We start from the raw sequence: 24,025 nt of genomic DNA on the forward strand, positions 1-24,025 counted from the left end.
GTTGATTTATATTGTTTAGTATCAAATTTGATTGTAGCTTATTTTCTGATAACGACAAAAATCAACATTAATTACTTTTAATGATGGAAGATTTAACTGCTCTTGTATTTCCTTTTTTAAGTGTTGTAAACGCACATCAAGAGGCTTATCATCCGAACCCCGTTGATCAACTCGGTTTAAAATAAAGATCATAGAATCCGTGCGCCCTTGTAGATATTCAACGACTTTTTTTAATTCCGTTAATAATTTTTGGCGATGTTGCTCATCTACCTGCATATAATCTAAAGCAACTAAACTAAAAGCCTTACCCACCAATGGCTGAAGAATAGCTAAATTTGTTTTATCTTGTACGGATTTAAGTCCGGGTAAGTCCAAAAACTCAACATTAATCCCCTCTGGTAATCCCGATAAATTAGCATCACAGGCAGGGAGTAAGGGAATATGGGCGGTGATTTGAGGGGCGATATATTCTTTCTTTTTCCTTGCTTCATGATAGCTGTGCATAGCGATTTGGATGCGATCGTAAAGCTCTCGATCGTTTATATCAGTCCATTCTCCCGTTTCCCACACGGCGTTTTCTGTGGCTTCTATGACTAAGGTGCGATCGACCGAATGCTTTAAGGTTAAGACACCGCCACTCATTTCTCCTGCTTCCATGGGGGCAATTCTACGCCCCATTAAGGCATTGACGATGGTAGATTTTCCTGAAGAAGTAGTGCCGATCGTAGCAATGCGAAAGGAAGGATTTGCAAGGCGTTGGGTGGCTTCCTTGTAGGCTTGTTGGAAATCCTGTAAACGAGCTTTAATGGCTTCATCGTTGAAAACATCAGGGGAGAGATTAACCAATTCGGAGACGGCATTACCTAACCTTTGTAGATTCTCTCTAGCTTGGTTGAGTTGTGCCTGAATATCTGGAGATTGTGGTTTTTCCATAAAGTGGAGTGTGAAAACACAATGATAATTTTTCCTTGTATCTAAATTATCAGTGCCTTTTTCTGAGTTTATGCAAATTTCAAGAATATTTTTATAAAGTAGCGAGTATTCTTACCAGAGTTTGAGGTAAAACTTTCTTGTTGTGATGGGAAAGGGAGAAACCCCTGTATCTCCCCTAAAAAGGGCAAACCCCCCTTTCTCCTCCCTCGAGAGGGGGGAGGGGAAAAGTCATAAAAATTGACAAAAAAACTTATGCTTATTGATTTTTTCTTTTCAATCTTTTAACTGACTCATTAAATGTTATAAATAAGAGCTTAACCAAATCTACCGCTAACATAATCTCTTGTAGCTTCTTCACGGGGATCACTAAAGATTTTTTCAGTGCGATCGAACTCTACCAAATAACCAATTTTATTACCCTTGTCCCCAATGGCTTCGGCATTAAAAAATGCCGTCATATCTGCAACTCTGGTAGCCTGTTGCATATTATGAGTAACAATAACAATGGTATAGTTTTCTTTAAGTTCGTGCATTAGTTCCTCAATTTTTAAAGTGGAAATGGGGTCTAAAGCAGAACAAGGCTCATCCATTAAGACTACCTCTGGTTGAGCGGCAATAGTACGAGCAATACAAAGCCTTTGCTGTTGCCCCCCTGATAGAGAAAAGCCGCTTTCTCCTAACTTATCTTTAACTTCATCCCACAATACAGCACGACGTAGAGAAGTTTCTACTAACTCGTCCATATCTCCTTTATAACCGTTGACTCTAGCACCATAGGCGATATTATCATAAATAGTTTTTGGGAAGGGATTAGGACGTTGAAACACCATACCAATTCTTTTTCTCACTTCCACAGGATCAATATCTTTATGGTACAAATCCTGTCCGTGATAGGTAACTCTACCTTTTAACTTAAAGGAACTAATTAAGTCGTTGAGACGGTTTAAACATCTCAAAATAGTACTTTTACCACATCCAGAAGGACCAATAAAAGCAGTAATTTGATTTTTGGCAATGTCTAAGTTTACCCCTCTAACGGCTTTATAATTACCATAGTATATATCTACATCCCTTAGTTGCAATACGGGTTCTTGTTGTTGATAGTCTTCTTGATTCTTGTAAGATTCTTCCATTGTTTTTTCTCTCTAGTTAGGTTTTGGGTCATGGGAATTAAATTTTAGTGAATAATTCCCAATTTCTAATTGAATTAATAGACTTGTTTACGGGTTGCGAAACGGGCAATAACACTTGTTGCCAATACTAAAAATACTAAAATTAATGATCCAGCCCATGCTAACTCTTGTTGAGGTTTAAAAGGTAAAATAGCAAAGTTATAAACTAATACCGATAGAGTGGCTATGGGTTCAAGTAAGCCTTGAAAAGAAACATTAGGCCAGAAATTAGAAAATAACGCCGTGAAAATTAAGGGGGCTGTTTCTCCAGCCGCTCTGGCAATACCAAGAGTTACTCCAGTAACTATACCGGGTAAAGCCGCAGGTAATACTATTTTAATTACGGCTTGATAGTTATATGCCCCAACTCCTAAAGCCGCCCAACGCACTTCTTGAGGAACAATTTTTAAGGCTTCATCAGTAGTACGGATAATGGTAGGTAACATTAAAACTGCTAAAGCGACACCCCCAGCCACGGAGGAAAAACCAACAATGCGGGTGGAAACTAATAAACCAAAAGCAAAAACCCCCGCAATAATTGAGGGTACACCACTTAAAACGTTAGTGGCAAAACGAATACCTAAAGCTAGTTTATTGTTACCGCTAAATTCTGATAAATAAACCGCCGCTAATACGCCGATGGGTACAGCAATAATGGTAGCTAGTCCTACTACCACCAAAGTTCCAATCAAAGCGTTGGCAATTCCTCCTTCACTTAATCCGGGTGGTGGAGGGAGTTGGGTAAATAAATTGGTATTTAAACGACTAAAACCCTGAATAATTACAAAGTAAAGAACTGCAAATAAGGGTATAACGGTACAAATTAGACATAGAGCGGAAATTCCAGTCATAATTGAGCCGACAATCGCTCTTTTACTCGATGGATTTCTTTTTAGACTACCAATAGTTGATACTGTCATAAAATATATTTTATAAAAATAGAAAGTTACAATAAAAATTTAAAAATTAAGGTGTCAGGTATCAGGTTGCAGGTGTCAGGTTTTAGATATTTTTTCACTCTCCCCACTTCCTACTTCCCACTCCCCTACTTTTAAAAACTCCGAACCCCGAACCCTGAACTATGGAACTATGATCACTCATATCTTGCTTTAACTTGATTAACGATATATTCAGCACCGATGTTGACGATTAAAGTTAATATCATTAATACTAAACCCGCATACATCAAAGCTGATACTTGTAAACCACTGGCTTCGGCAAATTGGTTAGCAATTAGAGATGCGATCGTATTTGCAGGGGCAAGAATGGAAATATTGAGGTTATTAGAGTTGCCAATAATCATGGTTGCGGCCATAGTTTCTCCCATAGCTCGTCCTAAAGCCAACATAATACCGCCGACAATACCAGAGATTGCCGCAGGAATTAAGACTCGAAAAATGGTTTCCCAACGAGTGGCGCCTAATCCTAAAGAGGCTTGTCTTAAATCTGGTGGTAAGGAAGCGAGAGAGTCACGGGAGATAGCTATGATAATCGGTAAAATCATGATTGCTAGAATGATACCAGCAGGAAGCATTCCAGGACCTGTGGGAGGAGTGCTAAATAGAGGAAACCAACCAAAGTTAGCGTTTAACCAAGTCCCGAAACTTTTGGTAAGAGGAATCAAAACAAATATCCCCCAGAGTCCATAAACAACACTGGGAATTGCGGCTAAAAGTTCCACTAAAAAAACGAGAATGGTGCGTATTTGTTCTGGCAAAAAATCTTCACTGAGGAAAACGGCGGCACCAACTCCCAAAGGAATAGCAATGATTAAGGCAATCAAAGAACTTACAAGAGTACCATAAACTACTGCAATGACACCATATTTATTTTCAACAGGGTTCCAGTTGCTATTGTTGAAAAAAGTGAAGTTGAACTCTTTAATGGCAGGCCATGCTCCAATCGTAATAATTATAGCTATACTAATGAGAATTACACCAATAGTAATAGCTAGGGCAAGAGTAAGCCAACGAAAGCTAATGTCAAGTTTTTTTTCTACTCCCCTAGGAGAATTCCCGATGCTATAGGAATCGTTACCATCTGATCTGGACATAGTTGAGTGATTATTTGGTGAATAAATTTATGAAACTAATAAGTTTAATCTAACAACACTGAAGAGAAGATGATCAAAATAGTTACTTACTTCAATCTATCTTCTCTAACTTTTCTTAAAACTAAAAGATGAAGGTTAAATTCTAGTTAACGGTAATGGTGTAATCTGGAGTAATTTGATCGGCGGCGGCGGCTACTTTTTCCACTACGTTAGCTGGTAAAGGAATATAACCTAATTCAGGAGCGGCTTTTTGTCCTTCTGTTAAGCCATACTGAATCATTGCTTCCATTGCGATCGCCTTATTGGGATCATCATATGTTTTATAAGCCATCATCCAAGTATAGGTTACAATGGGATAGGACTCATCCCCTTCAGGATCAGTAATAAATGCTCTTAAGTTTTCTGGTAATTCTACGTTAGCAAGAGTCTTAGAAGCACTTTCATCGCTAGGTACAATAAAGTTTCCTGCCTGATTTTGTAAGGAGGCCATTGTTAAGCCGTTGTTTTTCGCATAACCATACTCTACATATCCGATCGCACCTTCAGTTTGACTAATCGCAGCAGTTACACCCTCATTTCCTTTACCACCGATAAAGTTTCCAGTGCTAGGCCATTGTACGGTTTTACCCTCACCAATAGTGTCTTTCCATTCAGGACTAATGGCACTTAAGTGCATTGTAAATACCCCAGTAGTACCACTACCATCGGATCTATGAACAAAAGTGATAGGTAAGTCAGGTAAAGTTAAATCAGGGTTATCGGCGGCAATTTTGGGATCATTCCAGTTGGTTATTTTTCCTAATGCAATGCCCACATAGGTTTCCCTACTGAGTTTTAAACCTTCTACTCCGGGTAAATTATAGGCATAAACAATGCTTCCTGCGGTCATGGGTAATAATAAAACCCCTCTGTCAATGGCATCAATTTCTTCATCTTTCATCGCCACATCACTAGCACCGAAATCAACGGTTTGCTGAGTAAATTGTTCGACTCCAGCACCACTACCCACAGACTGATAATTTACCTGTAATTTAGGTTGAACTTGAGCAAGAGAAACAAACCAGTTTTGATATAAAGGAGCGGGGAAAGATGCACCAGCACCGTTTAAACTTACTGTTCCCTCGAAAGGTACTTCAATGGTTGTGCTAGAAGCAGTTTCTCCGCCACCAGTGGTTTCTCCACCACCAGTAGTATTTTCCGTGGGCTGGCCACCACCGCCACAAGCTGTCAAGCTGAGAGCTACAAACAGAGCGGATACAGATCTAAATAATTGTTTTGTTTTCATTTTTGTTGTTGTTTATGAGTGTATTTTTACTTAGTCTTTATTTAGTCTCTCATCATAATATGACTATTCCTATCCTGTGGTAAAGAAAAGGTTAAGAAATAGTTGGGAAATCATCAAAAAATATATTCTTGACCATGATTTAAAAATATTATAAATAGCGATAAATCATTTAGAAATCTTATTTTTTATTAAATGGATAAATTAAGTATGAAAGTTATTAGTTGAAATCGATAAAATCTTTTCTGACAAAGACTTAGCACTTTTTTTATACTGTCATTAGAATAGTAAAATACTTTTTTTTTGTGTAGCACCTGTAATAAAACATCTTAGTAATAAGCAAAGTTTTTTTTTATATTTAATAATTTTTAATATTTGGCTTATTTTTTTGTATTTTATGTATATTATTTTTAATAAATATCAATTAATAAATACTAATAATTATTTGATAAATGTAGCTTAATTTAATTTATTTTTCTTAGAATTTTAAAATATTTTCACTCAATATTAACAATTTAATATATTCAATTGATAAATATTAGATATTATTTGCTAACCTTGACAGCATTTAAACAAAAATGTTATTCATAAATATAGATTATTGGGAGGTAAAAAGACTTTTTAAATAAATATTGATTATAGAAAAAATATTTACTATTATTTAATAACAATTGTCTATACCTAATGTTAATAAAGGTTGTAGGTTATGTAATTGAATATCTATAGCTATTATTTTCATTTTTATGCCTCAAAAATAAAAGTCTAAATAATTAGATAAATTTACCTATCAATTAATATTAATTAATTAATTAATTATCACACTATTTTTACTAGAATTATGACTTCAGAAATAAACACTCATAGACAAAATTTTATCGGTTTACAAGATAAATATTATTTTAATTATGGAGGTCAAGGTATCTTACCTCAATCCGCTTTAAATAAGATTATTGATACTTACAAATTTATCGACAAAATTGGTGCTTTTGGTATCAAAATTAACAGTTGGATTCAAGAAAATATAGACAATGCCAAAACTGCGATCGCATCTGAAGTAGGAGCGAAACCAAAAACAATAGTTTTAACAGAAAATGTTACCAGTAGTTGTAATATTGCTCTTTGGGGTATTGAATGGCAAGAAGGAGATGAAATTTTATTAACTGATGCGGAGCATCCGGGGGTCATTGCTAGTATCAAAGAGATAGCTCGTCGTTTTGAAGTTAAAATGACAGTTTGTCCCATTATACAGACTTTAAATAACGGTAATCCCGTAGAAATAATCAAAAATCATCTCACAGCAAAAACCCGCTTATTAGTTATCAGTCACGTTCTCTGGAATACTGGGCAAGTGCTACCATTAAAAGAGATAGTCCAAGTTTGTCATAATTATCCTCATCAAAATAAACCCATACAAGTATTAGTAGATGGGGCGCAGTCAGCAGGAGGAATACCTTTAAACCTAGTAGAATCTGAAGTTGATTACTATGGTTGCACAGGGCATAAATGGTTATGTGGTGCTTCTGGTGTAGGTTTTCTTTATATTAGGGAAGATTTACTTACTTCTCTCCACCCTACTTTTATCGGTTGGCGTGGTTTAGATTTCACTAACTCAGATTTGACATTTACAGATGATGGCAGTCGTTTTGAAGTGGCAACCTCGGCTTATCCTTTATATACTGGCTTACAAGAAGCGATCGCAACTCATCAATCATGGGGTACAATAGAGGAACGCTACGATCGCATTAAGAAACTAAGTGCTTATCTCTGGTCAAAATTACAACAGATAGAAGGTATTGAGTGCTTAAAAAAAGATACTCCTCCAGAGTCAGGGTTAGTGTCATTCTATCCAAAACCGGGGCAAGATCCACAAAAAATCGTCAAAATGTTAGAAGAAAAGGGTTTTTTCTTGAGAACTTTAGCTAATCCTTACTGTATTAGAGCTTGTGTCCATTATTTAACTTTGGAATCTGAAATTGATGAACTGATTGCACAACTTTAAATAAGGTTAGGTGTAAGGTTGCAGGTTGCAGGTGCTAGGGAGAAACGAGTTCGGAGTTAGTTAGGGGCGAATGGCTATTCGCCCATACAGGAGTCCGGGGTTTTTAATTCTTAATTATCAACTATTCACTATTCACTATTAAACTTTTCCACAAAACGGGCAAAAATTTCCACTCCCATACTTAAGACAGTTTCATCAAAATCGAAACGGGGATGATGGTGAGGATAATTGAGCTTTTTATCGGCATTGGCTGAACCAAGAAAGAAATAACACCCCGGCACTTCTTGCAAGAAAAAGGACATATCTTCCCCCCCCATAGTTTGGCATTCAGGTACAACACCCATAGGAGTTTCCACCACTTCCATAGCCACAGATTTAACTAATTGAGTAATTTGAGGATTATTGATGACGGGAGGATATAACTGCCAGTAATCTAATTCATATTCAGCCCCATGACTTTGACAAATGCCACCGATAATGTCTTTGATTCTTTGACCAATGAATGATTCTAGTTTTGGATTAAAATAACGTACAGTGCCACTCATCTTTGCCGTGTCAGCAATAACATTAAGGGCTGTACCTGCATGAAACTCTCCCACTGTCACCACAGCACTATCTACAGGGGCGATATTTCTGGCAACAATAGTTTGTAAAGCATTAACTATTTGAGAACCAACCACCACAGAATCAATAGTTTGATCTGGCATAGCACCATGGCCTCCCTTGCCAAAAATAGTGCATTTAAAGCACTCCACCGCCGCCATTAATGCTCCTTCTCTAACTCCTATAGTGCCAACGGGTAAATTGTTCCATAAATGTAAGCCAATGATAGCATCAACATCAGGATTCGATAGCACCCCCTGTTCAATCATCGGTTTAGCACCCCCTGGTCCTTCCTCGGCGGGTTGAAAAATGATTTTTACTGTTCCCCGCCATTTATCTCGATTATGGGCTAAATAATGGGCAATTCCAAGGGCGATCGCAGTATGACCATCATGACCACAGGCGTGCATAATACCATCGTGTTTAGAGCAGTAAGAAACGGAGTTTTCTTCTTGAATGGGTAAAGCATCCATATCCGCACGAATAGCTAATACTTTACCTTCATAATTACTGTTGATAACTGCGACAATACCTGTTTTGGCAACACCTTTTTCATGGGCAATACCCCACTGGCTTAATTTCTCACTGACGAAATTAGCAGTCAAAACTTCTTTAAATCCTAACTCTGGATATTGATGAATTTGACGGCGCCATTGTACTAATTCTGGTTGCAAAAGTGCGATCGCATCTCTAATCTGAGATTCATTAACCATACAATTAATAATAAATAATTAGTAATTAGTAATTAAGACAAAGCAAGAGGCAAGAGGCAAGAGGCAAGAGGCAAAAGGCAATAGGCAATGGTAAATAGTGAATAGTGAATAGTTGATAATTACTCATTACTCGTTACTCGTTACTCCCTTAAACCTGACACCTGACATCTCTTACCGAACTCAAGTACTATTTAATTTGACTTAATTTGACTTCTGATGACGACTCGGTCAATTAAACCATAATCTCTAGCTTCTTCGGCGGACATGAAAAAGTCTCTTTCTGTGTCTTCTTCGATTTTGTCTAGGGGTTGCCCTGTGTGAGAAGCCATGTAGTGATTTAACTGTTTTTTCAGGTAGAGAATTTCTTTGGCTTGAATCTCTATGTCTGTAGCTTGTCCTTGCGCACCTCCGAGGGGTTGATGAATCATGATGCGAGAATTCGGAAGGCTCATTCTTTTTCCTTTTGCACCAGCACTGAGCAAGAATGCTCCCATACTTGCCGCTAATCCTACGCAAATAGTACAAACATCAGGCTTAATTTGATTCATCGTATCAAAAATACCTAATCCAGCCGAAACTGATCCACCGGGGGAGTTGATGTATAGATAAATATCTTTTTCTGGGTCTTCTGCTTCAAGCAATAACAATTGTGCTACCAATGAATTCGCTAATTCATCGGTGACTTGTTGTCCTAAAAAAATAATTCTCTCTCTAAGTAGTCTTGAATATATATCAAAAGCGCGATCGCCACGTCCTGATGTTTCAATAACGGTTGGTATCATTACAGTTAATCTCTATATAATTTTGCTACGGTTTTTTATGTTGATTTTAACTTATTAAGCTATCAACAAAGGACAGGGAAAAATAAAATACAACTTTTAATGCTCGATTGTTATTTGCGATAGGATTGTTACTATCCCATTATTACCATTAACTTTGACTAATTGACCATCATGGAAAATTTCTGTGGCATGGGGAATATCCATCACAGCAGGAATATGGTATTCTCTAGCAATAATCGCACCGTGAGATAGTTTACCCCCTACCTCGGAAATAATTGCTCCTGCTTGAGTTAGAATTGTTGTCCATCCTGCATCTGTATAGGGTACAACAATTATTGTTTCTCGATCGATGTTTTTTGCTTCTGTTAAACTTTTAATTATTTTGATTTTTCCTTCTTTTATACCCATACTAGCTGGAATTCCTTGCAGACTTTTTTTGGTTGTCGATATATCATTCTGAGTTGTTAAATCTATTTGGGGGGTTTCTCCATAAATCAGGTAGGGAATTTTCTTGATTTTTTTATTTTCTTCCCACGTGCATTTTCTGGCTTTTATTAAGTTATAAATTTTGTCTATATTGATAGTTTCATCTTTAATAAGATCTTTTATTTCTGTTAATTTTAAAAAGAATATATCCCCTTGCTCTAATACTTTTTTTTCTTTAATTAATTTGTTTTCTATCTCTACAAAACTATAACGAAGATAAGCTAAAAGTTTAGAATAAATTTCGGCAACTTGTCCTTTTAAATCTAGTCGAGGTTGCACCATAGAGGTTTTCCATGATTTATTTTTATCTTTATTTACTTTTAAAATAATCTCTTTTTCTCCGACAAATTTAGAAAACATTAAACGCATATGACTTTGATCTTCTGACCATCGAGAGACGGCTATATCTGTAGCAGTTTCGCTTAAATATCCATATTCTTCTAACCATTTTTCTAGGCGATTTAAAATTGATTCTCCTTCTGTTGATTCGGATAAGTAAGAAAAAAAGGCAGGATAATTATTACAATCTAGTTGATTTAATTCAGCTTCTGATAATAAATTTTGAGTTTCGATCGCAATTTTTTGTAAAGATTTTATGGAAGTGATTTCAGGAATTTTATCATAGTCTAAATCATTGGGATTAACCTGAAAAATTGTTTGTCTTAAACTATAACTTAAAGGTGCAAGAATACTATAATAAGTTGCCTTTTTCAATACTTCTAAAATATGATCGATGCGATCGAGCAATTCTATGGTAGATAAAGTTTCGCAGGGAATATCTTTTAATTCATCTAAAATTGGCCTAAAATAACGATCATTATCATGGGCGAAATCTGTGATCAATCGCCACTCTTTTCTTAACAAACGCCATAAACCGCCTAAATTAACAATAGTTGCTGTCAGTGGAGGCTTACTAAATTTACTACCACGGGTGAGAAATTCCAAACTTTCTGGAGGTAAACCCATTAATAGAAAAATTTCTCCTAAGAGGGTAGCATTAAAATAAGCATGGTCATAATGAAGAGTTGCTGTTTGACTAAAATCTAATTTGCGAGACTTTTTGCCTAAAACAATGGTGAAAATTTCACCCCAAACACCACAGGTAAGAGGTTGATTAATTGACCATGTTAAAGGGCGTATGACTCCGGGGATAACTTCGGCGGCAATTTTTCTTGTCCATACTGGTTTAAGGGTAGTAATAGGACGAGTTTGCAGTAACCAAATTTTTTCGCCATCATAAGTCCATTCTATATCTTGGGGAATGCCTTGGCATAAATGTTCAATCTCCCTTGCTATTTTGCCTAAATTGAGTAAAACTTCTTGGGATATATCCCCTTCTCCTTCCACTTTTTCTTCGGGAAAAAATACTCTATATTGTTGCGGTGTAACTTCCCCTGAAACTAATTTTAAACCCATGCCCGACACTGCTTCAATGCAAACGGTATCTTCTAGTTGATTAACGGGATCTCTACTAAAAATTACTCCCGAATATATGCCATTGATTTGTTTTTGAATAATAACCGCAATTCCTTTTTCTGACTGTTTTTGTCTTTGTCGATAATCAAGTGCGATCGCACTATTATAAGATGAAAAACAATCAATAACCGCTTGAGAAAGATGATCAAAATCAGTCAAATCGACAAAACTGTCATAAATACCAGCCGCCGATGCCCAATTAGTATCTTCATCTAAAGCAGAAGAACGAACTACATAAGGGTTACTAGAAGAAGGATTGATAAATTCTTGTAGCTTATGAATATCATCTCCAATTTTTAAAACCCAACCATCAGGAACATTATAACCCCACTTTTTTAACCGAGAAAGATTACTGGCTTTTGCTCCCACTTTTTGAGGATTAAGGGCTTCATTTAAACTGATAATACCACTGTCACCCCGAAAAAAACGAAACATTTTTGCTGACTCCCCATTGACTTCACTAGGATTTAATTCTAAATCATCTGCCATTTGCCGATAAATCCAAATCATCAAACTAGCTAAAATAATGGTGAGTAAAATGTATTCAGGATGATTAATATTTTGTGCCGATAAAACCACCACCATTAAAACTAACACACTAATTCTTCCTGCCCGTTTCTCACGCCAAATAGTGAAGCTAACTCCCCCCAAAATAAAAATTAATAATGCCGCAACGGGATTATGAGTAACAATACCCCAAGTTAAATTGGTTGCGCCTGCCCCTTTACCAAGGTAATAACGTCCTAAAATAAGCATTATTAGGGCAATAATCTCCCAAAATGAACCAGAAGGGAAAAATATCCTCGATAATAAAACTACTCCTACCCCTTTTCCTGCTTCTGATAAAACCGCTAATATTCCTGCTAGTTTGCCACCATGATAAAAAGCGGCGGATACAGAGATGTTTCCTGTGCCTAATTTGGTTAATTCCTTTCCCGAAACCGCATAGGTAAACCAATCTATTAAAGGTATCGCTCCAATTATGGGGGGAATAATTAAAATGCTTAAAATTCCTCCAATTTGTGTCATAGTCATAATCGATTAGGGGTTGATGAAAAAGTGATGTCAGGGGAGTAGATAGCAGGTGTCAGGTGTCAGGTTTCAGAGGTTCGGAGTTACTAATTGCTAATCACTCAAGTGGATGGGGTATTTTGCTCTTTGAACAATTCTCTTGTGTTAACTTTTGGTTGCCAAAACCCTTGTTTTTATATTTATTGTCAACTTTTAATACTCAAAAAACAAAGAATTAAAGCCTCACTCCATTCAACAGTAGCACCATAAGTATCTCCTGTATGTCCTCCTAATGGTTTTTGAATTAACCATCCCATCATTAAAGAAATACTAGCACCAATTATATTTGTAGTGATAACTTGAGTGAGTGAATTTCCTAAAAAGTAAATTTGAATAATTATCAAAAAAATGATAAATAAAGAACCAATAATGCCGTCTAAAGGGAAATTTAAGTCTTTTTTCAAAAAAGCTCCCTTTCCTTCTTCTCTCACGTAAGGATAAAGTGCGATCGCACCTAATTGTCCCCACCTTCCCCAACTCATAGAAATCATTAAGCCCCACCATAAAGGTATAGAAAGCTCATATAAACTGACAATTTTGAGCAAAACCAAAAAAATACCAGAAATCAACCCATAAGCACCAACACGACTATCCTGCATCACTTCTAAGCGTTTTTTTTGATCCCCCTGCACCCCCCAAGCATCCCCAGCATCGATCGCACCATCGAAATGTAATCCACCAGTTACACAAATCCAAGCAAAGACAAGTAAAACAATTTTAGTTAGAGGAGGGAAGCCAATAACATCGAGAATTAGAGCAAAAACACTGAGTAAACTAGCTAACAAAACTCCAATCCAAGGTAGCCATAAAGCAATCTTAAAAAAACTTATTGAAATAAAAGAGGGAAGGGGAATACGACTATAGAAAATAACAGCCCCAAAAAAAGAGGATACAAAGTTTTTCATTAAATTTTTACAGAAGTTAGGCAAAGATAAATAATTAAGAATTAAGAATTAAGAATTAAAAACTCCGAACACTCATTACTCATTACTTGTTTCCCCCTCTCCCCTCATCCCATCATCTCCCTATCTCCTAAACACCCTGACACCTGCAACCTGAAACCTGAAACCTAACACCTACCCTTACCCGATATTCTTAAACCAAACTGAGGTTAAATGAAAAATCATATCTACAATTAGCAACACCAATTTTTATTTTGCAACAGATCAATCATAAAGAAAATAAAAGTCAACCTGAACAAATATTTAATTTTAGGTTAAGATTGTGTGGTAGCAAAAAAACAAAATTCGTAAAATCCCAAATTTGCTATTAACATAAAAATAGAAATTGACTGTTTTGTCAAAAAAAATCTCAGCTTGAAATGATATTAAGACTAGCTTCTAGCAGTCCTAAAATAGAGTATGAGTTAAATAATTCGCCATTTGGGATGGTTAAATACTCTTTAAGAGTAAAACCTTAGAATCTTGATACAAAATCACAGAGTTAAGAAGGATTATTTCTTATCTTGAATAAGTTTAATCTTTATCCTTGCGTCTGTTTTTAGGAAGGCTAGCCCATGTATTTTTAAGCGAAAAAAAAAAAAGTGCTAACTTTTTTCTTAGACAATAAATTAAGTGATAGTATCAAAATCTATTCAATTTAGACAAAATAAATTAGGAGCAAAAAAGGGTTAATAACTATGAATCATCAACCAAATTATCGTCAATTACCTGCCCCCTGCATCATAGAAACGGGGATGTTAGTAAATAAAGAAGATATGAAACGCCTCATTAACGATTTAACTCAGGTGCGTTATCTACATAGCATTGATGGAGTAATTCAAAATCAAGGGCAAGGTTGGATTTTAGAAGTGTTTAATGACCCGAATCAAGCAACAGTGGTAGTTAATAATAGTCTTTACATCAACGTTCAAAGTTTTGATTATTTGCAATTAAATCAAGTCTCCCCTCAAGAAACTCATTTTGATTTAGTCCAAGATAATCGCATTCTCAAGTTAATTCCTTTTGTGAATACCAGTCAAGAGCAACAAGTTTCTAAAAATTTGGGTTTTGATAGTTTAGAAGAAATGTTAGGAGAAGTTTTCTCCGCTAAATGGGATGTTCAGCTAGATGAAGATTTTTAGAAGGTTTCCTTCTCAGACTATTAGGAGTTTAGGGTGTTGAAAAATAATAGTTAACCTGAGTTTTTGATAAGCTGAAAGCATTATTTTCTCGTAGTCAGAAACCTTATAGCTTCTTCTTAGAAATAACGATAAAATGCCCTTAAACCGAACTGAGGTTAGTTAATGAGTCATGGGTAATGAGTAATCTGAATTCAGGATAAGTCTTCCTGATTTTGGTGAGTAAAGGAAAAAGAGCAGTGGCGAATGATTAAAAATTAAAAATTCCGTTCACGACTGAAAGGAGTGTACGAGCGAAGCGAACTCTCCTAACTCCTAACACAATACCCCCAACTCAAATTAACTTAGTTTTTCTTCGCTATCGGTAAGTTACGGAACTTCAAAGCCTGTTTTTCGATTTTGTCGGCTAAGTGATTACAAACTAGATGAGATAAATCAAAAATTAAAGAATCTTCAATATAATAGTAAGCAGAAGTACCATCAGGACGACGATTGATAATACCTGCTTGAAACATTATTTTTAAATGTTTAGAAACATTTGCTTGACTTGTTTTTGTTGCTTCAACCAACTCTTGCACACATTTTTCTCCCTCCCCTAACAAATTGAGAATTTGTAAACGCATGGGATTACTGAGAATATTAAAATATTCTGCAACTTGTTCTAATACTTCTGGAGGTACGGGTTTCATGGGTTAATCAAAAATAGATAATAAATAATTAGGGGGGAGAGTTGGAAAGTTAATTTTAATCTGTGATAAGTATTTTTATCGAGAGTTGCTCATAATTAAAAAGAAATTAGTTTTGAGCAAAATTCCTTAAAAAATTGGCAATCAGTCAATAATTATTTCATTTTTTACTATTTATCGTCAATTATTCACGATTTTTTTTAACACTCCAATCTTTTTATACCCTAACCTATCACCTATTAATTATTACCTACTACTCATTTAGCTTATTTTTTTGTTTTTCCTCTCTTTTTATATCTATGGGAATTTAGACAATATCAGCTTCATCATCAAAATCATCTAATTCATCAGGATCAAATTCATCTTCTTCACCTTCGATTAAATCACTGATTTCCTCATCTTCAGTGACGGCAGTTTCAACTAATCTATCCTCTCTTTCTTCCCTATAGATAATGCGGTCATTTGCTTCTAACCAATCTAAAAGAGACCCATCTTGTTTTAAAGGTATAACTGGTGCAGGTTCATAGCGTTTCTCTTTACGCAAAGCCGGATTTTTCATAAACTATTTAATAGTTAAATGTTGAGCAATATATGATTATACCATCTGTTAAAATATAAATCATGATTAATTATAAAAAAGAATTGTTACAGGCGATCGCAGGTAAAAATAGAGGTTTATTAGCTACAGAAAAAGATAAAGTACAAATTCTTACAGCAGTAGAACGTTTAGAAGATCATAACCCAACGGCTGATCCTTTAGACAAACCAGACTTACTTAATGGTGATTGGAGACTTCTATATACTACCAGTAAAAATATTTTAGGCTTAGATAACCTACCTTTTGTCAAATTAGGAGAAATTTATCAGTGTATTCGCACGGAAGGAAGCAGGATTTACAATATAGCTGAAATAATGGGATTACCGTTTCTGGAAGGACTCATCAGCGTAGCGGCGAAAATTGACACGGTTTCAAGTAAAAGAGTTAATGTCCGTTTTCAACGTTCTATTATTGGCTTGCAAAAAGTTTTGGGCTATATTTCCCCTAAAGATTTAATTAACAAAATAGAAATGGGAAAACTCTTTCCTGCCGTGGATTTAAATTGGGGAAATTTTCCTTGGAGCGATCGCAATTTATTATTTAGTAGCGATAAGAATGAAGGGGGATGGCTAGAAATTACCTACCTAGACGAAGATTTAAGAATTGGTAGAGGAAATCAAGGCAACGTATTTATCTTAGAAAAATGTTAACTAAGTTATGATCAAAAACATCCTGCTGAGAGTAGGAGTCAGGAGTAAGAAGTAAGGAGTCAGGAGTTACATAATTCCCAACGCCCACAACCAAACACCTAACAACCTATAGGAAAAAGACGAGAGAATTAGTACAAGTCTTCTTCTTTGTGGGTTTCGATTTTACAATCAGAAGTAGGATAAGCAACACAGGTTAAAACATATCCAGCTTCGATTTGATCATCATCTAAGAAAGACTGATCAGATTGATCAACAGTACCCTCAACGAGCTTACCAGCACAGGTAGAACAAGCACCAGCACGGCAGGAATAAGGTAAATCAATACCCTGTTCTTCAGCAACATCAAGGATATACTCATCATCGGGTACTTCGATAGTTTGTTCGCCGTCGGGAGTAATTAAAGTTACGTTATAAGTTGCCATATTCTATTTCCTTTGATGAACAATTAACAAAAAATTTTCCTTACTTTTTAAAGTAGGTCTAATAAGAATAGTAAAGGATAAATGCTCAATATTCTATACACATTAAAAATGAAATTGTTTTCTCTATTTATCATAATCTTAACTTATCATATAAGATGAGGGACATATTAGCTATTTAAAAGATTTATATTATTTATGTCCCTTTTATAGTAAGACTTTGAGAAAAGTTTATTTATGTATAGACTTGGAAATAAGTAAAATATAGACTATTAAAAATACTTATCACTAACTTTCCTTAGAGAACTTAGAAAAAGCCTCTTCAAAACCAGCACTTAATTCTTCCCACGCACTTTGAAAACCAGACTGAACACTTGTCCAAGCGTCATCACTAGTAGATTTTAATTCAGCTAATTTCTCTTCTAAATTGTCTTTTTTAGCTTGTAGATCTTGCATTTGCTTGTCATATTCAGCTCTGACATTATCTCCAATATTATCGGCTTTTGCCTTCAATTCATCTAATTTTGCCCCCCATTCTTGAAGTTTTTTTTCCATCTCACCTTGGTAGGCTTCTCTGTTATTCATTGGTTTTTTCTCCTGTTTTAATAGGTTTATAGGAACGGATAACCACTAGAATTATAGCAACTGTTTTCAAGAATCTTAATCTAAATAGATAATATAAATTTGCAGTAAAATAATCACAGTTATCAGAGAAAAAGATAATGACAGAAGAAACAAAAACAACACCAACCAAACCAGCAAAAAAAGCTAAACCCCCTGCCTTAGAAGACAAGCCCTTTGAGGAGTTTATGTCAGAACATTTTACTCCTAGCTTGGAAAAGGCTTTAACAGAAAAAGGATTGTCAGAAGTGGCATTAGAATTTAAAAAAGCAAAAATTCCCATCACTGGCTATGAGTCTAGCCCTGAATGTTGGCAAATCATTGGGGATTTAGGAGACCGCACCTTTTATTTATACTTTTTAGAGGAAGATATTAGCGGACAAAAAGGATTTTCTTGTACTGCAAAAGGGGAAAAACCTAGCACCCTAGAATCATTTATGATTGATGAGCGCAGAGTAAATCTTGATTTGATGGTTCTATATACTTTACAACGCCTTAACGGTCAAAAATGGTTAACTAGAAATTAATTAACCTGATTTAAGCAAAGAGCAATTAGTGAATAGTGAATAGTGAATAGTGAATAATTAAAAACTCCTAATTCTCATCCTCATTATTCATTACTCATTACTTGTTTCTCCCTAACACCCCAATACCCTAAGCCCCTACTCACCCCTCATCCCCCAAACACCTGCAACTTGAAACCTCTTGCATAACTTCGAACTATTAACCCATCTCTCCCTCTCTAATCATTCATCATTATCTGTTACTCATTACTTGTTTTCCCCAAACAACCCCTCAACACTGCTATCATAAAACAAATAGTTTAAGGTTTATATTAGTTTGATAGAATCTAAATGTTGCGAATAATAACAGACCAAGGCGAAGCACGACAAGAATTGCAACGGATTAGTGAGCGGACTTATCATGAAAACATAGAAACACAATCGGCAACGGTGCGAGAAATTATCGCTACAGTCAAGAAAAATGGCGATCGCGCCCTTTTGGAATATACAGAAAAATTCGATGGACAAGTAATTCCGCCCGAAAAACTGAAAGTAAGTGGCTCAGAAATTGATGCGGCTTATCAACAGATTTCCCCTGATTTACTTCAGGCAATAAAATTGGCAGCAACAAAAATCGAGGCTTTTCACCAACAACGCACCCCCAAATCATGGGTACAATTTGCAGAGGATAATGTGGTATTGGGCAGACGTTATACCCCCGTTGATAGAGCAGGTTTATATGTACCAGGGGGAAGAGCTTCTTATCCTAGCACCGTGTTAATGAATGCCATACCCGCCAAAGTTGCTCAAGTGCCTCGTATTGTAATGGTGACACCCCCTTCAGAAGGTGGTAAAATCAACCCCGCAGTTTTAGTGGCCGCTAGTGAAGCAGGAGTAACAGAAATTTATCGAGTAGGTGGGGCGCAGGCTGTGGCGGCATTAGCTTATGGTACAGAAACTATTCCTAGAGTGGATGTCATCACTGGTCCTGGAAATATATATGTAACCCTAGCAAAAAAAGAAGTATATGGCAGAGTCGGCATTGATTCTTTAGCAGGTCCTAGCGAAGTTTTAATTATTGCTGATAGTCAAGCGAATCCAGTACATGTGGCTGTTGATTTATTAGCCCAAGCAGAGCATGATCCCATGGCGGCGGCTATATTAGTTACAGATAGTGAGTTATTAGCTCAACAAGTCCAAGCTGAAGTTGACCAACAGTTAGAAAATCATCCCCGTCGTACTCTTACTGAAAAAGCAATTGCCCATTATGGGGTAATTATTCTTACGAAAAATTTAACCGAAGCCGCCGAACTATCAAACTTATTCGCTCCTGAACATTTAGAGCTAGAAGTAGAATCTCCTTGGGATTTATTAGAGCATATTCGCCATGCCGGGGCTATTTTCTTAGGTAATTCTTCCCCTGAAGCGGTAGGAGACTATTTAGCGGGGCCTAATCATACTTTACCAACTTCTGGAGCGGCTCGTTACGCTTCTGCTTTAGGAGTAGAAACTTTCATGAAATACTCAAGCATCATCGAATATAGTCCATCTGCTTTACAAAAAGTGTCTAAGGCAATTATTGATTTAACTATTGCAGAGGGTTTACCATCCCATGGTAATTCGGTGAAATATCGCACAAAATAACGGCTTTATAACTATTGAATATGTGAATTATTGGTTAGGGTAGGCAATGGGCAATGGTAAATAATTGATAATTAAGAATTAAGAATTAAAAACTCCGAACACCTTTACGGGCGAATGGCCATTCGCCCCTACATCCCCCTCTCACTCCCTCACCTCATCACCCCATCTCCCTCTCCCCCGAACTCTGAACCCTGACACTTAACCTTATCCGATATTCTTAAACCGAACTGAGGTTGAATATTGTTCTCTATTTCCTACCAGACAATTTCATATCGAACTTAGGAAACTATTGGGTATTAGGTTAAGAAAAAACAATCAATTTCAAATTATTCAGGGAAAACTAAATTAAATCTTCTTTTTTATCTCGAAAATAGCTTAAAATTCTTGTCTTACGCAATTCTTATTAACCATTCATGTATTCATTCTTAGGTATGAATGCACTTGTTTGAAATCTTTGTGAATCAGGGGTTTTGCTATCAAAAAAACTTCACTAATAATCACTAATTTTTCGTTTATTTATTGTTAATTTTCTTTCTTCAAATCATTAACAAAAAATTAATTTATTTTACGTTTCATTAAGTAAGTTAATTGATCTGTACGTTATGGAACAGACAAAATTATTAATGACAATTATATTTGATTTAATTGGCTTTTCAATTAATAGTTAATTGATGGAATTTAGCCCAATAAAAATAATAAAGCAAAATATTGTAATTATAAAGTGGGTGAATACAGTGAAAGTTTTGTTATTATACCCTCTCTTCCCCAAAACGTTTTGGTCTTATGACCGATTTATGGAAGTAGCGGGTCTCAAAGCATTAATTCCACCTCTAGGTATTATTACGATCGCATCCTTATTACCTCAAGACTGGGAAATTCGTTTTTTTGATCGTAATGTTGGAATGGAAAGGGAGAATGACTGGGCATGGTGCGATCTTGTTATCCTTTCAGCGATGATGGTTCAAAAAAAGGATTTTCATTATTTAATTCGTAAAGCCGTTGATATGGGTAAAAAAGTAGCCGTTGGTGGTCCTTATCCTACATCCTTACCTCATGAAGCATTAGATTCTGGGGCTGACTATCTAATTTTAGATGAAGGGGAAATTACCATCCTACAATTTTTAGAAGCGATCGCCACAGGACAGGAAAAAGGAATTTTCCGAGCCACAGAAAAACCCGATGTCACCCTTAGTCCAATGCCTCGTTTTGATCTATTGAAACGTGATGATTATCTGATGATGTCAATCCAATTTTCTCGTGGCTGTCCTTTCAACTGTGAGTTTTGCGATATTATTTCACTTTATGGACGTAAACCCCGCACAAAAAGTGTGGTGCAAGTTCTTTCTGAATTGCAGTATCTTTATGATTTAGGATGGCGTAGATCCGTTTTTATCGTGGATGATAATTTTATCGGTAATCAACGGAATGTAAAACAGTTATTGCGTAGTCTTATTCCTTGGATGCAAAAACGAAACTATCCCTTCACTTTTTTAACAGAAGCATCCGTTAATTTAGCTGAAGACTCCGAATTACTGGAATTAATGACTCAAGCGGGATTTTTTGGTGTCTTTTTGGGTATAGAAACCCCTGATCAAGATAGTTTGGAGGTAACGAGTAAATATCAAAACACTCGTAATCCCCTAGCAGAATCCTGTCGCAAGATTAATCAAGCTGGTTTAATGATTTATGCCGGTTTTATCATGGGTTTTGACGGAGAAAGGGCTGGTGCAGGTAAAAGAATTCAATCTTTTGTGGAACAAACATCTATTCCGCAACCAATGTTAGGAATTTTACAAGCACTTCCGAATACTGCTTTATGGAATCGTTTAAAACAAGAGCAAAGATTGATTGAAGACAAGGGCGTTGTAGAATATGGAGATCAAAACACACTGATGAATTTTGTCCCCACTCGCCCCATTAGTGAAATTGCCTATGAGTATCTTGACGCTTTATGGCAAATGTATGAACCTACTTCATATCTCAAACGTTGTTTTCAACAATGTCTTAACATAACACCCAACCCTAATTCACAACAGCAAATTTATTTCCCTATTGATAAAATGCTTCGAATCGTTGCCCAGTTAATTTGGAAACAGGGGCTATTGATGCCTGATATACGACAACAGTTTTGGCAACAATTTTGGATTATGCTTAAGACTCGTCCTCAATTTTTGAGTCTCTACTTGGGATTATGTGCTTTAGGAGAGCATTTTTGGGAATATCGACAATTAGCAAAAGAGAGAATTATTCACCAACTTGGTTATGATCCTTTGACGACAAGGTTATAATTAACTGTCATAACCTAAGTTCGATCTAAAATTGTCTGGTAGTGGTAGGGAAAAGGGAAAAGGTAAACCTCTGTGTATCTCTTTTTAAAAGGGGAGAAAGGGGAAAGTTACAATAAAAGTTATAATAATTTACAAAAAACTTATGTTTATTGATTTTCTTCTTTTCTTTTTTTGACGAATTATCAATGTTTGAATAAATATAAAAACTGCAATCTGAAACCTACCTAAATCATACATTCCTGCATCGCACTAAAGTTTTCATAATGTTATAAATAGTTAATTTAATTCCTGACTTTGTAAATTTTGAATGGGTAAAAATATTTTAGTTATTGGTGGAAATAAGGGCATTGGCGAAGGATTTGTTCATAAATTGATGTCTTACTCTGATGTAGAAATTCTTTTTGTTACTTACCGTTGTCGTGAAACTGCCCAAAATTTGTTTAATCTTGTTGACCTATACCCCCAAAAAATTATTCCCCTTGAAGTTGATGTGACCCAAGAAGGTGCGATCGCATCTTCTTCAAAAACAATCCAATCTCATGTGGATAAACTTCATTTAGTCATTAACTGTGTTGGTATTTTACACGAGGAAAACTTATTTCCTGAAAAGAGTTTAAAACATATCAACTCCGATAATTTACTCCGCTACTTTCAAGTAAATACTATTCCTACTGCTTTATGGGCAAAACATCTCATGCCCCTGTTTAAACATTCAGACAAGACTATTTTCGCTATTATTTCCGCAAAGGTAGGTAGTATTGAAGATAATCGCCTTGGCGGTTGGTATGGCTATCGTGCCTCTAAAGCGGCTTTAAATATGCTCATCAAAAATATTGCCATTGAATATAATCGGGTAGTCAAAAACACCACCGTGGTAGCCTTACACCCGGGTACAACCGACACCAATTTATCGAAACCTTTTCAAGCAAATGTATCCCCAGAAAAATTATTTTCCGTTGAAAAATGCACTCAACAGTTATTATCCATAATCAATCATCTCACCCCAGAAAATAACGGTCAATTTGTAAATTGGGATGGTAATATTTTGCCGTGGTGACACTGTATGCCTTCAAATTGTAAAATTTAGACTTAATTCCTTTTAAATTAGATACTTTCATGACTAAAATTGCCGTAATAGACTATGATATGGGAAATTTACACTCCGCCTGTAAGGGGCTAGAAAAAGCAGGGGCAAATCCTATTATTACTGATTCACCTCAAGTAATTGCCCAAGCTGATGGAGTGGTTTTACCCGGAGTAGGATCATTTGATCCAGCAATGCAACATCTGCAACAAAGAGACTTAGTAACACCGATTCAGAATTTTGTAAAAAGTGGTAAGCCTTTTTTGGGTATTTGCTTGGGATTACAGATTTTATTTGAGTCATCAGAAGAAGGTAAAGAGTCTGGTTTAGGTATTATTAAAGGTCAAGTTAAGCGTTTTCAATCTGAACCAGATTTAACAATTCCTCACATGGGATGGAACAATTTAGACTTAATTCAGGCAAATCACCCCCTTTGGAAAAATCTTCCTGTATCTCCTTACGTTTACTTTGTTCATTCTTATTTTGTTTCTCCTCGTGATTCTCAGGTTATTGCCGCACAGGTTACTCATGGCTCACAAACTGTAACGGCTGCGATCGCATTTGAAAATATTATGGCCGTACAATTCCACCCAGAAAAATCATCTGATTACGGATTACAAATTCTCACTAATTTTGTTGATTTTGTCAAAAAATAAATGGTTCTATCACTTCTCGTCGTGTAAATTATTAGTTAGGGTAGGCTGAAAGGCAAGAGGCAATAGGCAATAGGGGATTATTAAATAATAATTTATAAACTTTTAGTTTTTATTTTACTATAAACACTATTCAATAAAGGTTATGGAAGTTATTTTTTATTAATTTATCATAACCACACTCTGAAGAACCAAATAAATTGAGGAGGAATTAGGAATAAAATTTTGG

21 protein-coding genes are annotated in these 24,025 nt (G+C 35.9%); 8 read left to right on the forward strand and 13 right to left on the reverse strand.

All coding sequences use genetic code 11. The annotated features are described in order from the left end of the window. Window positions 1-21: 21 nt before the first annotated feature. From CYAN10605_RS12090 to pstS, 5 genes are all read right to left on the reverse strand, one after another. Window positions 22-933, reverse strand: coding sequence for a dynamin family protein (locus CYAN10605_RS12090; RefSeq protein ID WP_015220235.1), 912 nt, complete (start codon window positions 931-933; stop codon window positions 22-24). 314 nt (window positions 934-1,247) lie between these two features. Then, window positions 1,248-2,066 (reverse strand): phosphate ABC transporter ATP-binding protein PstB, encoded by an 819-nt coding sequence (pstB, locus tag CYAN10605_RS12095; RefSeq protein WP_015220236.1) that lies wholly within the window; start codon window positions 2,064-2,066, stop codon window positions 1,248-1,250. A gap of 74 nt (window positions 2,067-2,140) precedes the next feature. Then, complete coding sequence (gene pstA, locus CYAN10605_RS12100) at window positions 2,141-3,025, reverse strand: phosphate ABC transporter permease PstA (RefSeq protein WP_015220237.1); 885 nt, start codon at window positions 3,023-3,025, stop codon at window positions 2,141-2,143. A gap of 173 nt (window positions 3,026-3,198) precedes the next feature. Then, window positions 3,199-4,158 (reverse strand): phosphate ABC transporter permease subunit PstC, encoded by a 960-nt coding sequence (gene pstC / locus CYAN10605_RS12105; RefSeq protein ID WP_015220238.1) that lies wholly within the window; start codon window positions 4,156-4,158, stop codon window positions 3,199-3,201. Between the two features lie 142 nt (window positions 4,159-4,300). Then, complete coding sequence (pstS, locus tag CYAN10605_RS12110) at window positions 4,301-5,443, reverse strand: phosphate ABC transporter substrate-binding protein PstS (protein ID WP_015220239.1); 1,143 nt, start codon at window positions 5,441-5,443, stop codon at window positions 4,301-4,303. An 835-nt stretch (window positions 5,444-6,278) separates the two neighbouring features. Here pstS and CYAN10605_RS12115 point away from each other — a divergent pair. After that, complete coding sequence (locus tag CYAN10605_RS12115) at window positions 6,279-7,439, forward strand: aminotransferase class V-fold PLP-dependent enzyme (protein ID WP_015220240.1); 1,161 nt, start codon at window positions 6,279-6,281, stop codon at window positions 7,437-7,439. A 128-nt stretch (window positions 7,440-7,567) separates the two neighbouring features. Here CYAN10605_RS12115 and CYAN10605_RS12120 read toward each other — a convergent pair whose 3' ends face one another. The 4 genes from CYAN10605_RS12120 to cobS form a co-directional block, all read right to left on the reverse strand. Then, window positions 7,568-8,755, reverse strand: a complete 1,188-nt coding sequence (locus CYAN10605_RS12120) for a M20 metallopeptidase family protein (RefSeq protein ID WP_015220241.1) — start codon at window positions 8,753-8,755, stop codon at window positions 7,568-7,570. 191 nt (window positions 8,756-8,946) lie between these two features. Continuing rightward, complete coding sequence (gene clpP / locus CYAN10605_RS12125; protein WP_015220242.1) at window positions 8,947-9,537, reverse strand: ATP-dependent Clp endopeptidase proteolytic subunit ClpP; 591 nt, start codon at window positions 9,535-9,537, stop codon at window positions 8,947-8,949. A gap of 96 nt (window positions 9,538-9,633) precedes the next feature. Beyond that, a complete protein-coding gene (locus CYAN10605_RS12130; protein ID WP_015220243.1) occupies window positions 9,634-12,528 on the reverse strand; it encodes a glycerol-3-phosphate acyltransferase in 2,895 nt (964 codons plus the stop codon). A gap of 188 nt (window positions 12,529-12,716) precedes the next feature. After that, window positions 12,717-13,475 (reverse strand): adenosylcobinamide-GDP ribazoletransferase, encoded by a 759-nt coding sequence (cobS, locus tag CYAN10605_RS12135; RefSeq protein WP_015220244.1) that lies wholly within the window; start codon window positions 13,473-13,475, stop codon window positions 12,717-12,719. A gap of 734 nt (window positions 13,476-14,209) precedes the next feature. On the opposite strand from cobS, the gene CYAN10605_RS12140 reads away from it, so the two are divergent. Beyond that, complete coding sequence (locus CYAN10605_RS12140) at window positions 14,210-14,653, forward strand: hypothetical protein (protein WP_015220245.1); 444 nt, start codon at window positions 14,210-14,212, stop codon at window positions 14,651-14,653. Window positions 14,654-14,994: 341 nt separating this feature from the next. Here the strand turns inward: CYAN10605_RS12140 and CYAN10605_RS12145 are convergent, their stop codons facing one another. Together CYAN10605_RS12145 and CYAN10605_RS12150 are read right to left on the reverse strand one after the other, a co-directional pair. Beyond that, window positions 14,995-15,339: an ArsR/SmtB family transcription factor gene (locus tag CYAN10605_RS12145; RefSeq protein ID WP_015220246.1), complete on the reverse strand. Its 345-nt coding sequence runs from the start codon at window positions 15,337-15,339 to the stop codon at window positions 14,995-14,997. A gap of 304 nt (window positions 15,340-15,643) precedes the next feature. Beyond that, window positions 15,644-15,895, reverse strand: coding sequence for a DUF3134 domain-containing protein (locus CYAN10605_RS12150; protein WP_015220247.1), 252 nt, complete (start codon window positions 15,893-15,895; stop codon window positions 15,644-15,646). 65 nt (window positions 15,896-15,960) lie between these two features. Here CYAN10605_RS12150 and CYAN10605_RS12155 point away from each other — a divergent pair, with 65 nt between their 5' ends. Continuing rightward, window positions 15,961-16,584 (forward strand): PAP/fibrillin family protein, encoded by a 624-nt coding sequence (locus CYAN10605_RS12155; RefSeq protein ID WP_041922863.1) that lies wholly within the window; start codon window positions 15,961-15,963, stop codon window positions 16,582-16,584. Between the two features lie 128 nt (window positions 16,585-16,712). On the opposite strand, the gene CYAN10605_RS12160 is transcribed toward CYAN10605_RS12155, so the two are convergent. Then, the gene (locus CYAN10605_RS12160; RefSeq protein WP_015220249.1) at window positions 16,713-17,006 is read right to left on the reverse strand and encodes a ferredoxin; all 294 of its coding nucleotides are present in this window, start codon (window positions 17,004-17,006) and stop codon (window positions 16,713-16,715) included. A 285-nt stretch (window positions 17,007-17,291) separates the two neighbouring features. Beyond that, entirely contained in the window at window positions 17,292-17,588 is a 297-nt protein-coding gene (locus tag CYAN10605_RS12165; RefSeq protein WP_015220250.1) for a sll1863 family stress response protein, read from the reverse strand. 137 nt (window positions 17,589-17,725) lie between these two features. On the opposite strand from CYAN10605_RS12165, the gene CYAN10605_RS12170 reads away from it, so the two are divergent. The 5 genes from CYAN10605_RS12170 to hisH all read left to right on the forward strand — a co-directional run bounded on the left by CYAN10605_RS12170 (window position 17,726) and on the right by hisH (window position 23,799). After that, window positions 17,726-18,151 (forward strand): DUF2996 domain-containing protein, encoded by a 426-nt coding sequence (locus tag CYAN10605_RS12170; protein WP_015220251.1) that lies wholly within the window; start codon window positions 17,726-17,728, stop codon window positions 18,149-18,151. A 327-nt stretch (window positions 18,152-18,478) separates the two neighbouring features. After that, complete coding sequence (hisD, locus tag CYAN10605_RS12175) at window positions 18,479-19,771, forward strand: histidinol dehydrogenase (protein ID WP_015220252.1); 1,293 nt, start codon at window positions 18,479-18,481, stop codon at window positions 19,769-19,771. Window positions 19,772-20,505: 734 nt separating this feature from the next. Then, window positions 20,506-22,059, forward strand: coding sequence for a B12-binding domain-containing radical SAM protein (locus CYAN10605_RS12180; protein WP_041922864.1), 1,554 nt, complete (start codon window positions 20,506-20,508; stop codon window positions 22,057-22,059). A 307-nt stretch (window positions 22,060-22,366) separates the two neighbouring features. Further along, window positions 22,367-23,116 (forward strand): SDR family NAD(P)-dependent oxidoreductase, encoded by a 750-nt coding sequence (locus CYAN10605_RS12185; protein ID WP_015220254.1) that lies wholly within the window; start codon window positions 22,367-22,369, stop codon window positions 23,114-23,116. Window positions 23,117-23,175: 59 nt separating this feature from the next. After that, window positions 23,176-23,799 carry an imidazole glycerol phosphate synthase subunit HisH gene (gene hisH / locus CYAN10605_RS12190; RefSeq protein ID WP_015220255.1) on the forward strand — a complete coding sequence of 208 codons (624 nt, stop codon included), beginning with the start codon at window positions 23,176-23,178 and terminating at the stop codon, window positions 23,797-23,799. The last annotated feature ends 226 nt before the right edge of the window (window positions 23,800-24,025 follow it).

The sequence above is a fragment of the Cyanobacterium aponinum PCC 10605 genome (assembly GCF_000317675.1).
Classification (GTDB): domain Bacteria; phylum Cyanobacteriota; class Cyanobacteriia; order Cyanobacteriales; family Cyanobacteriaceae; genus PCC-10605.

Bases quoted from the DNA above. Each gene is read 5' to 3' on its own strand.
- CYAN10605_RS12090 (WP_015220235.1), bottom strand. From the start codon at position 933: ATGGAAAAACCACAATCTCCAGATATTCAGGCACAACTCAACCAAGCT.
- pstB (WP_015220236.1), bottom strand. From the start codon at position 2,066: ATGGAAGAATCTTACAAGAATCAAGAAGACTATCAACAACAAGAACCC.
- pstA (WP_015220237.1), bottom strand. From the start codon at position 3,025: ATGACAGTATCAACTATTGGTAGTCTAAAAAGAAATCCATCGAGTAAA.
- pstC (WP_015220238.1), bottom strand. From the start codon at position 4,158: ATGTCCAGATCAGATGGTAACGATTCCTATAGCATCGGGAATTCTCCT.
- pstS (WP_015220239.1), bottom strand. From the start codon at position 5,443: ATGAAAACAAAACAATTATTTAGATCTGTATCCGCTCTGTTTGTAGCT.
- CYAN10605_RS12115 (WP_015220240.1), top strand. From the start codon at position 6,279: ATGACTTCAGAAATAAACACTCATAGACAAAATTTTATCGGTTTACAA.
- CYAN10605_RS12120 (WP_015220241.1), bottom strand. From the start codon at position 8,755: ATGGTTAATGAATCTCAGATTAGAGATGCGATCGCACTTTTGCAACCA.
- clpP (WP_015220242.1), bottom strand. From the start codon at position 9,537: ATGATACCAACCGTTATTGAAACATCAGGACGTGGCGATCGCGCTTTT.
- CYAN10605_RS12130 (WP_015220243.1), bottom strand. From the start codon at position 12,528: ATGACACAAATTGGAGGAATTTTAAGCATTTTAATTATTCCCCCCATA.
- cobS (WP_015220244.1), bottom strand. From the start codon at position 13,475: ATGAAAAACTTTGTATCCTCTTTTTTTGGGGCTGTTATTTTCTATAGT.
- CYAN10605_RS12140 (WP_015220245.1), top strand. From the start codon at position 14,210: ATGAATCATCAACCAAATTATCGTCAATTACCTGCCCCCTGCATCATA.
- CYAN10605_RS12145 (WP_015220246.1), bottom strand. From the start codon at position 15,339: ATGAAACCCGTACCTCCAGAAGTATTAGAACAAGTTGCAGAATATTTT.
- CYAN10605_RS12150 (WP_015220247.1), bottom strand. From the start codon at position 15,895: ATGAAAAATCCGGCTTTGCGTAAAGAGAAACGCTATGAACCTGCACCA.
- CYAN10605_RS12160 (WP_015220249.1), bottom strand. From the start codon at position 17,006: ATGGCAACTTATAACGTAACTTTAATTACTCCCGACGGCGAACAAACT.
- CYAN10605_RS12165 (WP_015220250.1), bottom strand. From the start codon at position 17,588: ATGAATAACAGAGAAGCCTACCAAGGTGAGATGGAAAAAAAACTTCAA.
- CYAN10605_RS12170 (WP_015220251.1), top strand. From the start codon at position 17,726: ATGACAGAAGAAACAAAAACAACACCAACCAAACCAGCAAAAAAAGCT.
- hisD (WP_015220252.1), top strand. From the start codon at position 18,479: ATGTTGCGAATAATAACAGACCAAGGCGAAGCACGACAAGAATTGCAA.
- CYAN10605_RS12185 (WP_015220254.1), top strand. From the start codon at position 22,367: ATGGGTAAAAATATTTTAGTTATTGGTGGAAATAAGGGCATTGGCGAA.
- hisH (WP_015220255.1), top strand. From the start codon at position 23,176: ATGACTAAAATTGCCGTAATAGACTATGATATGGGAAATTTACACTCC.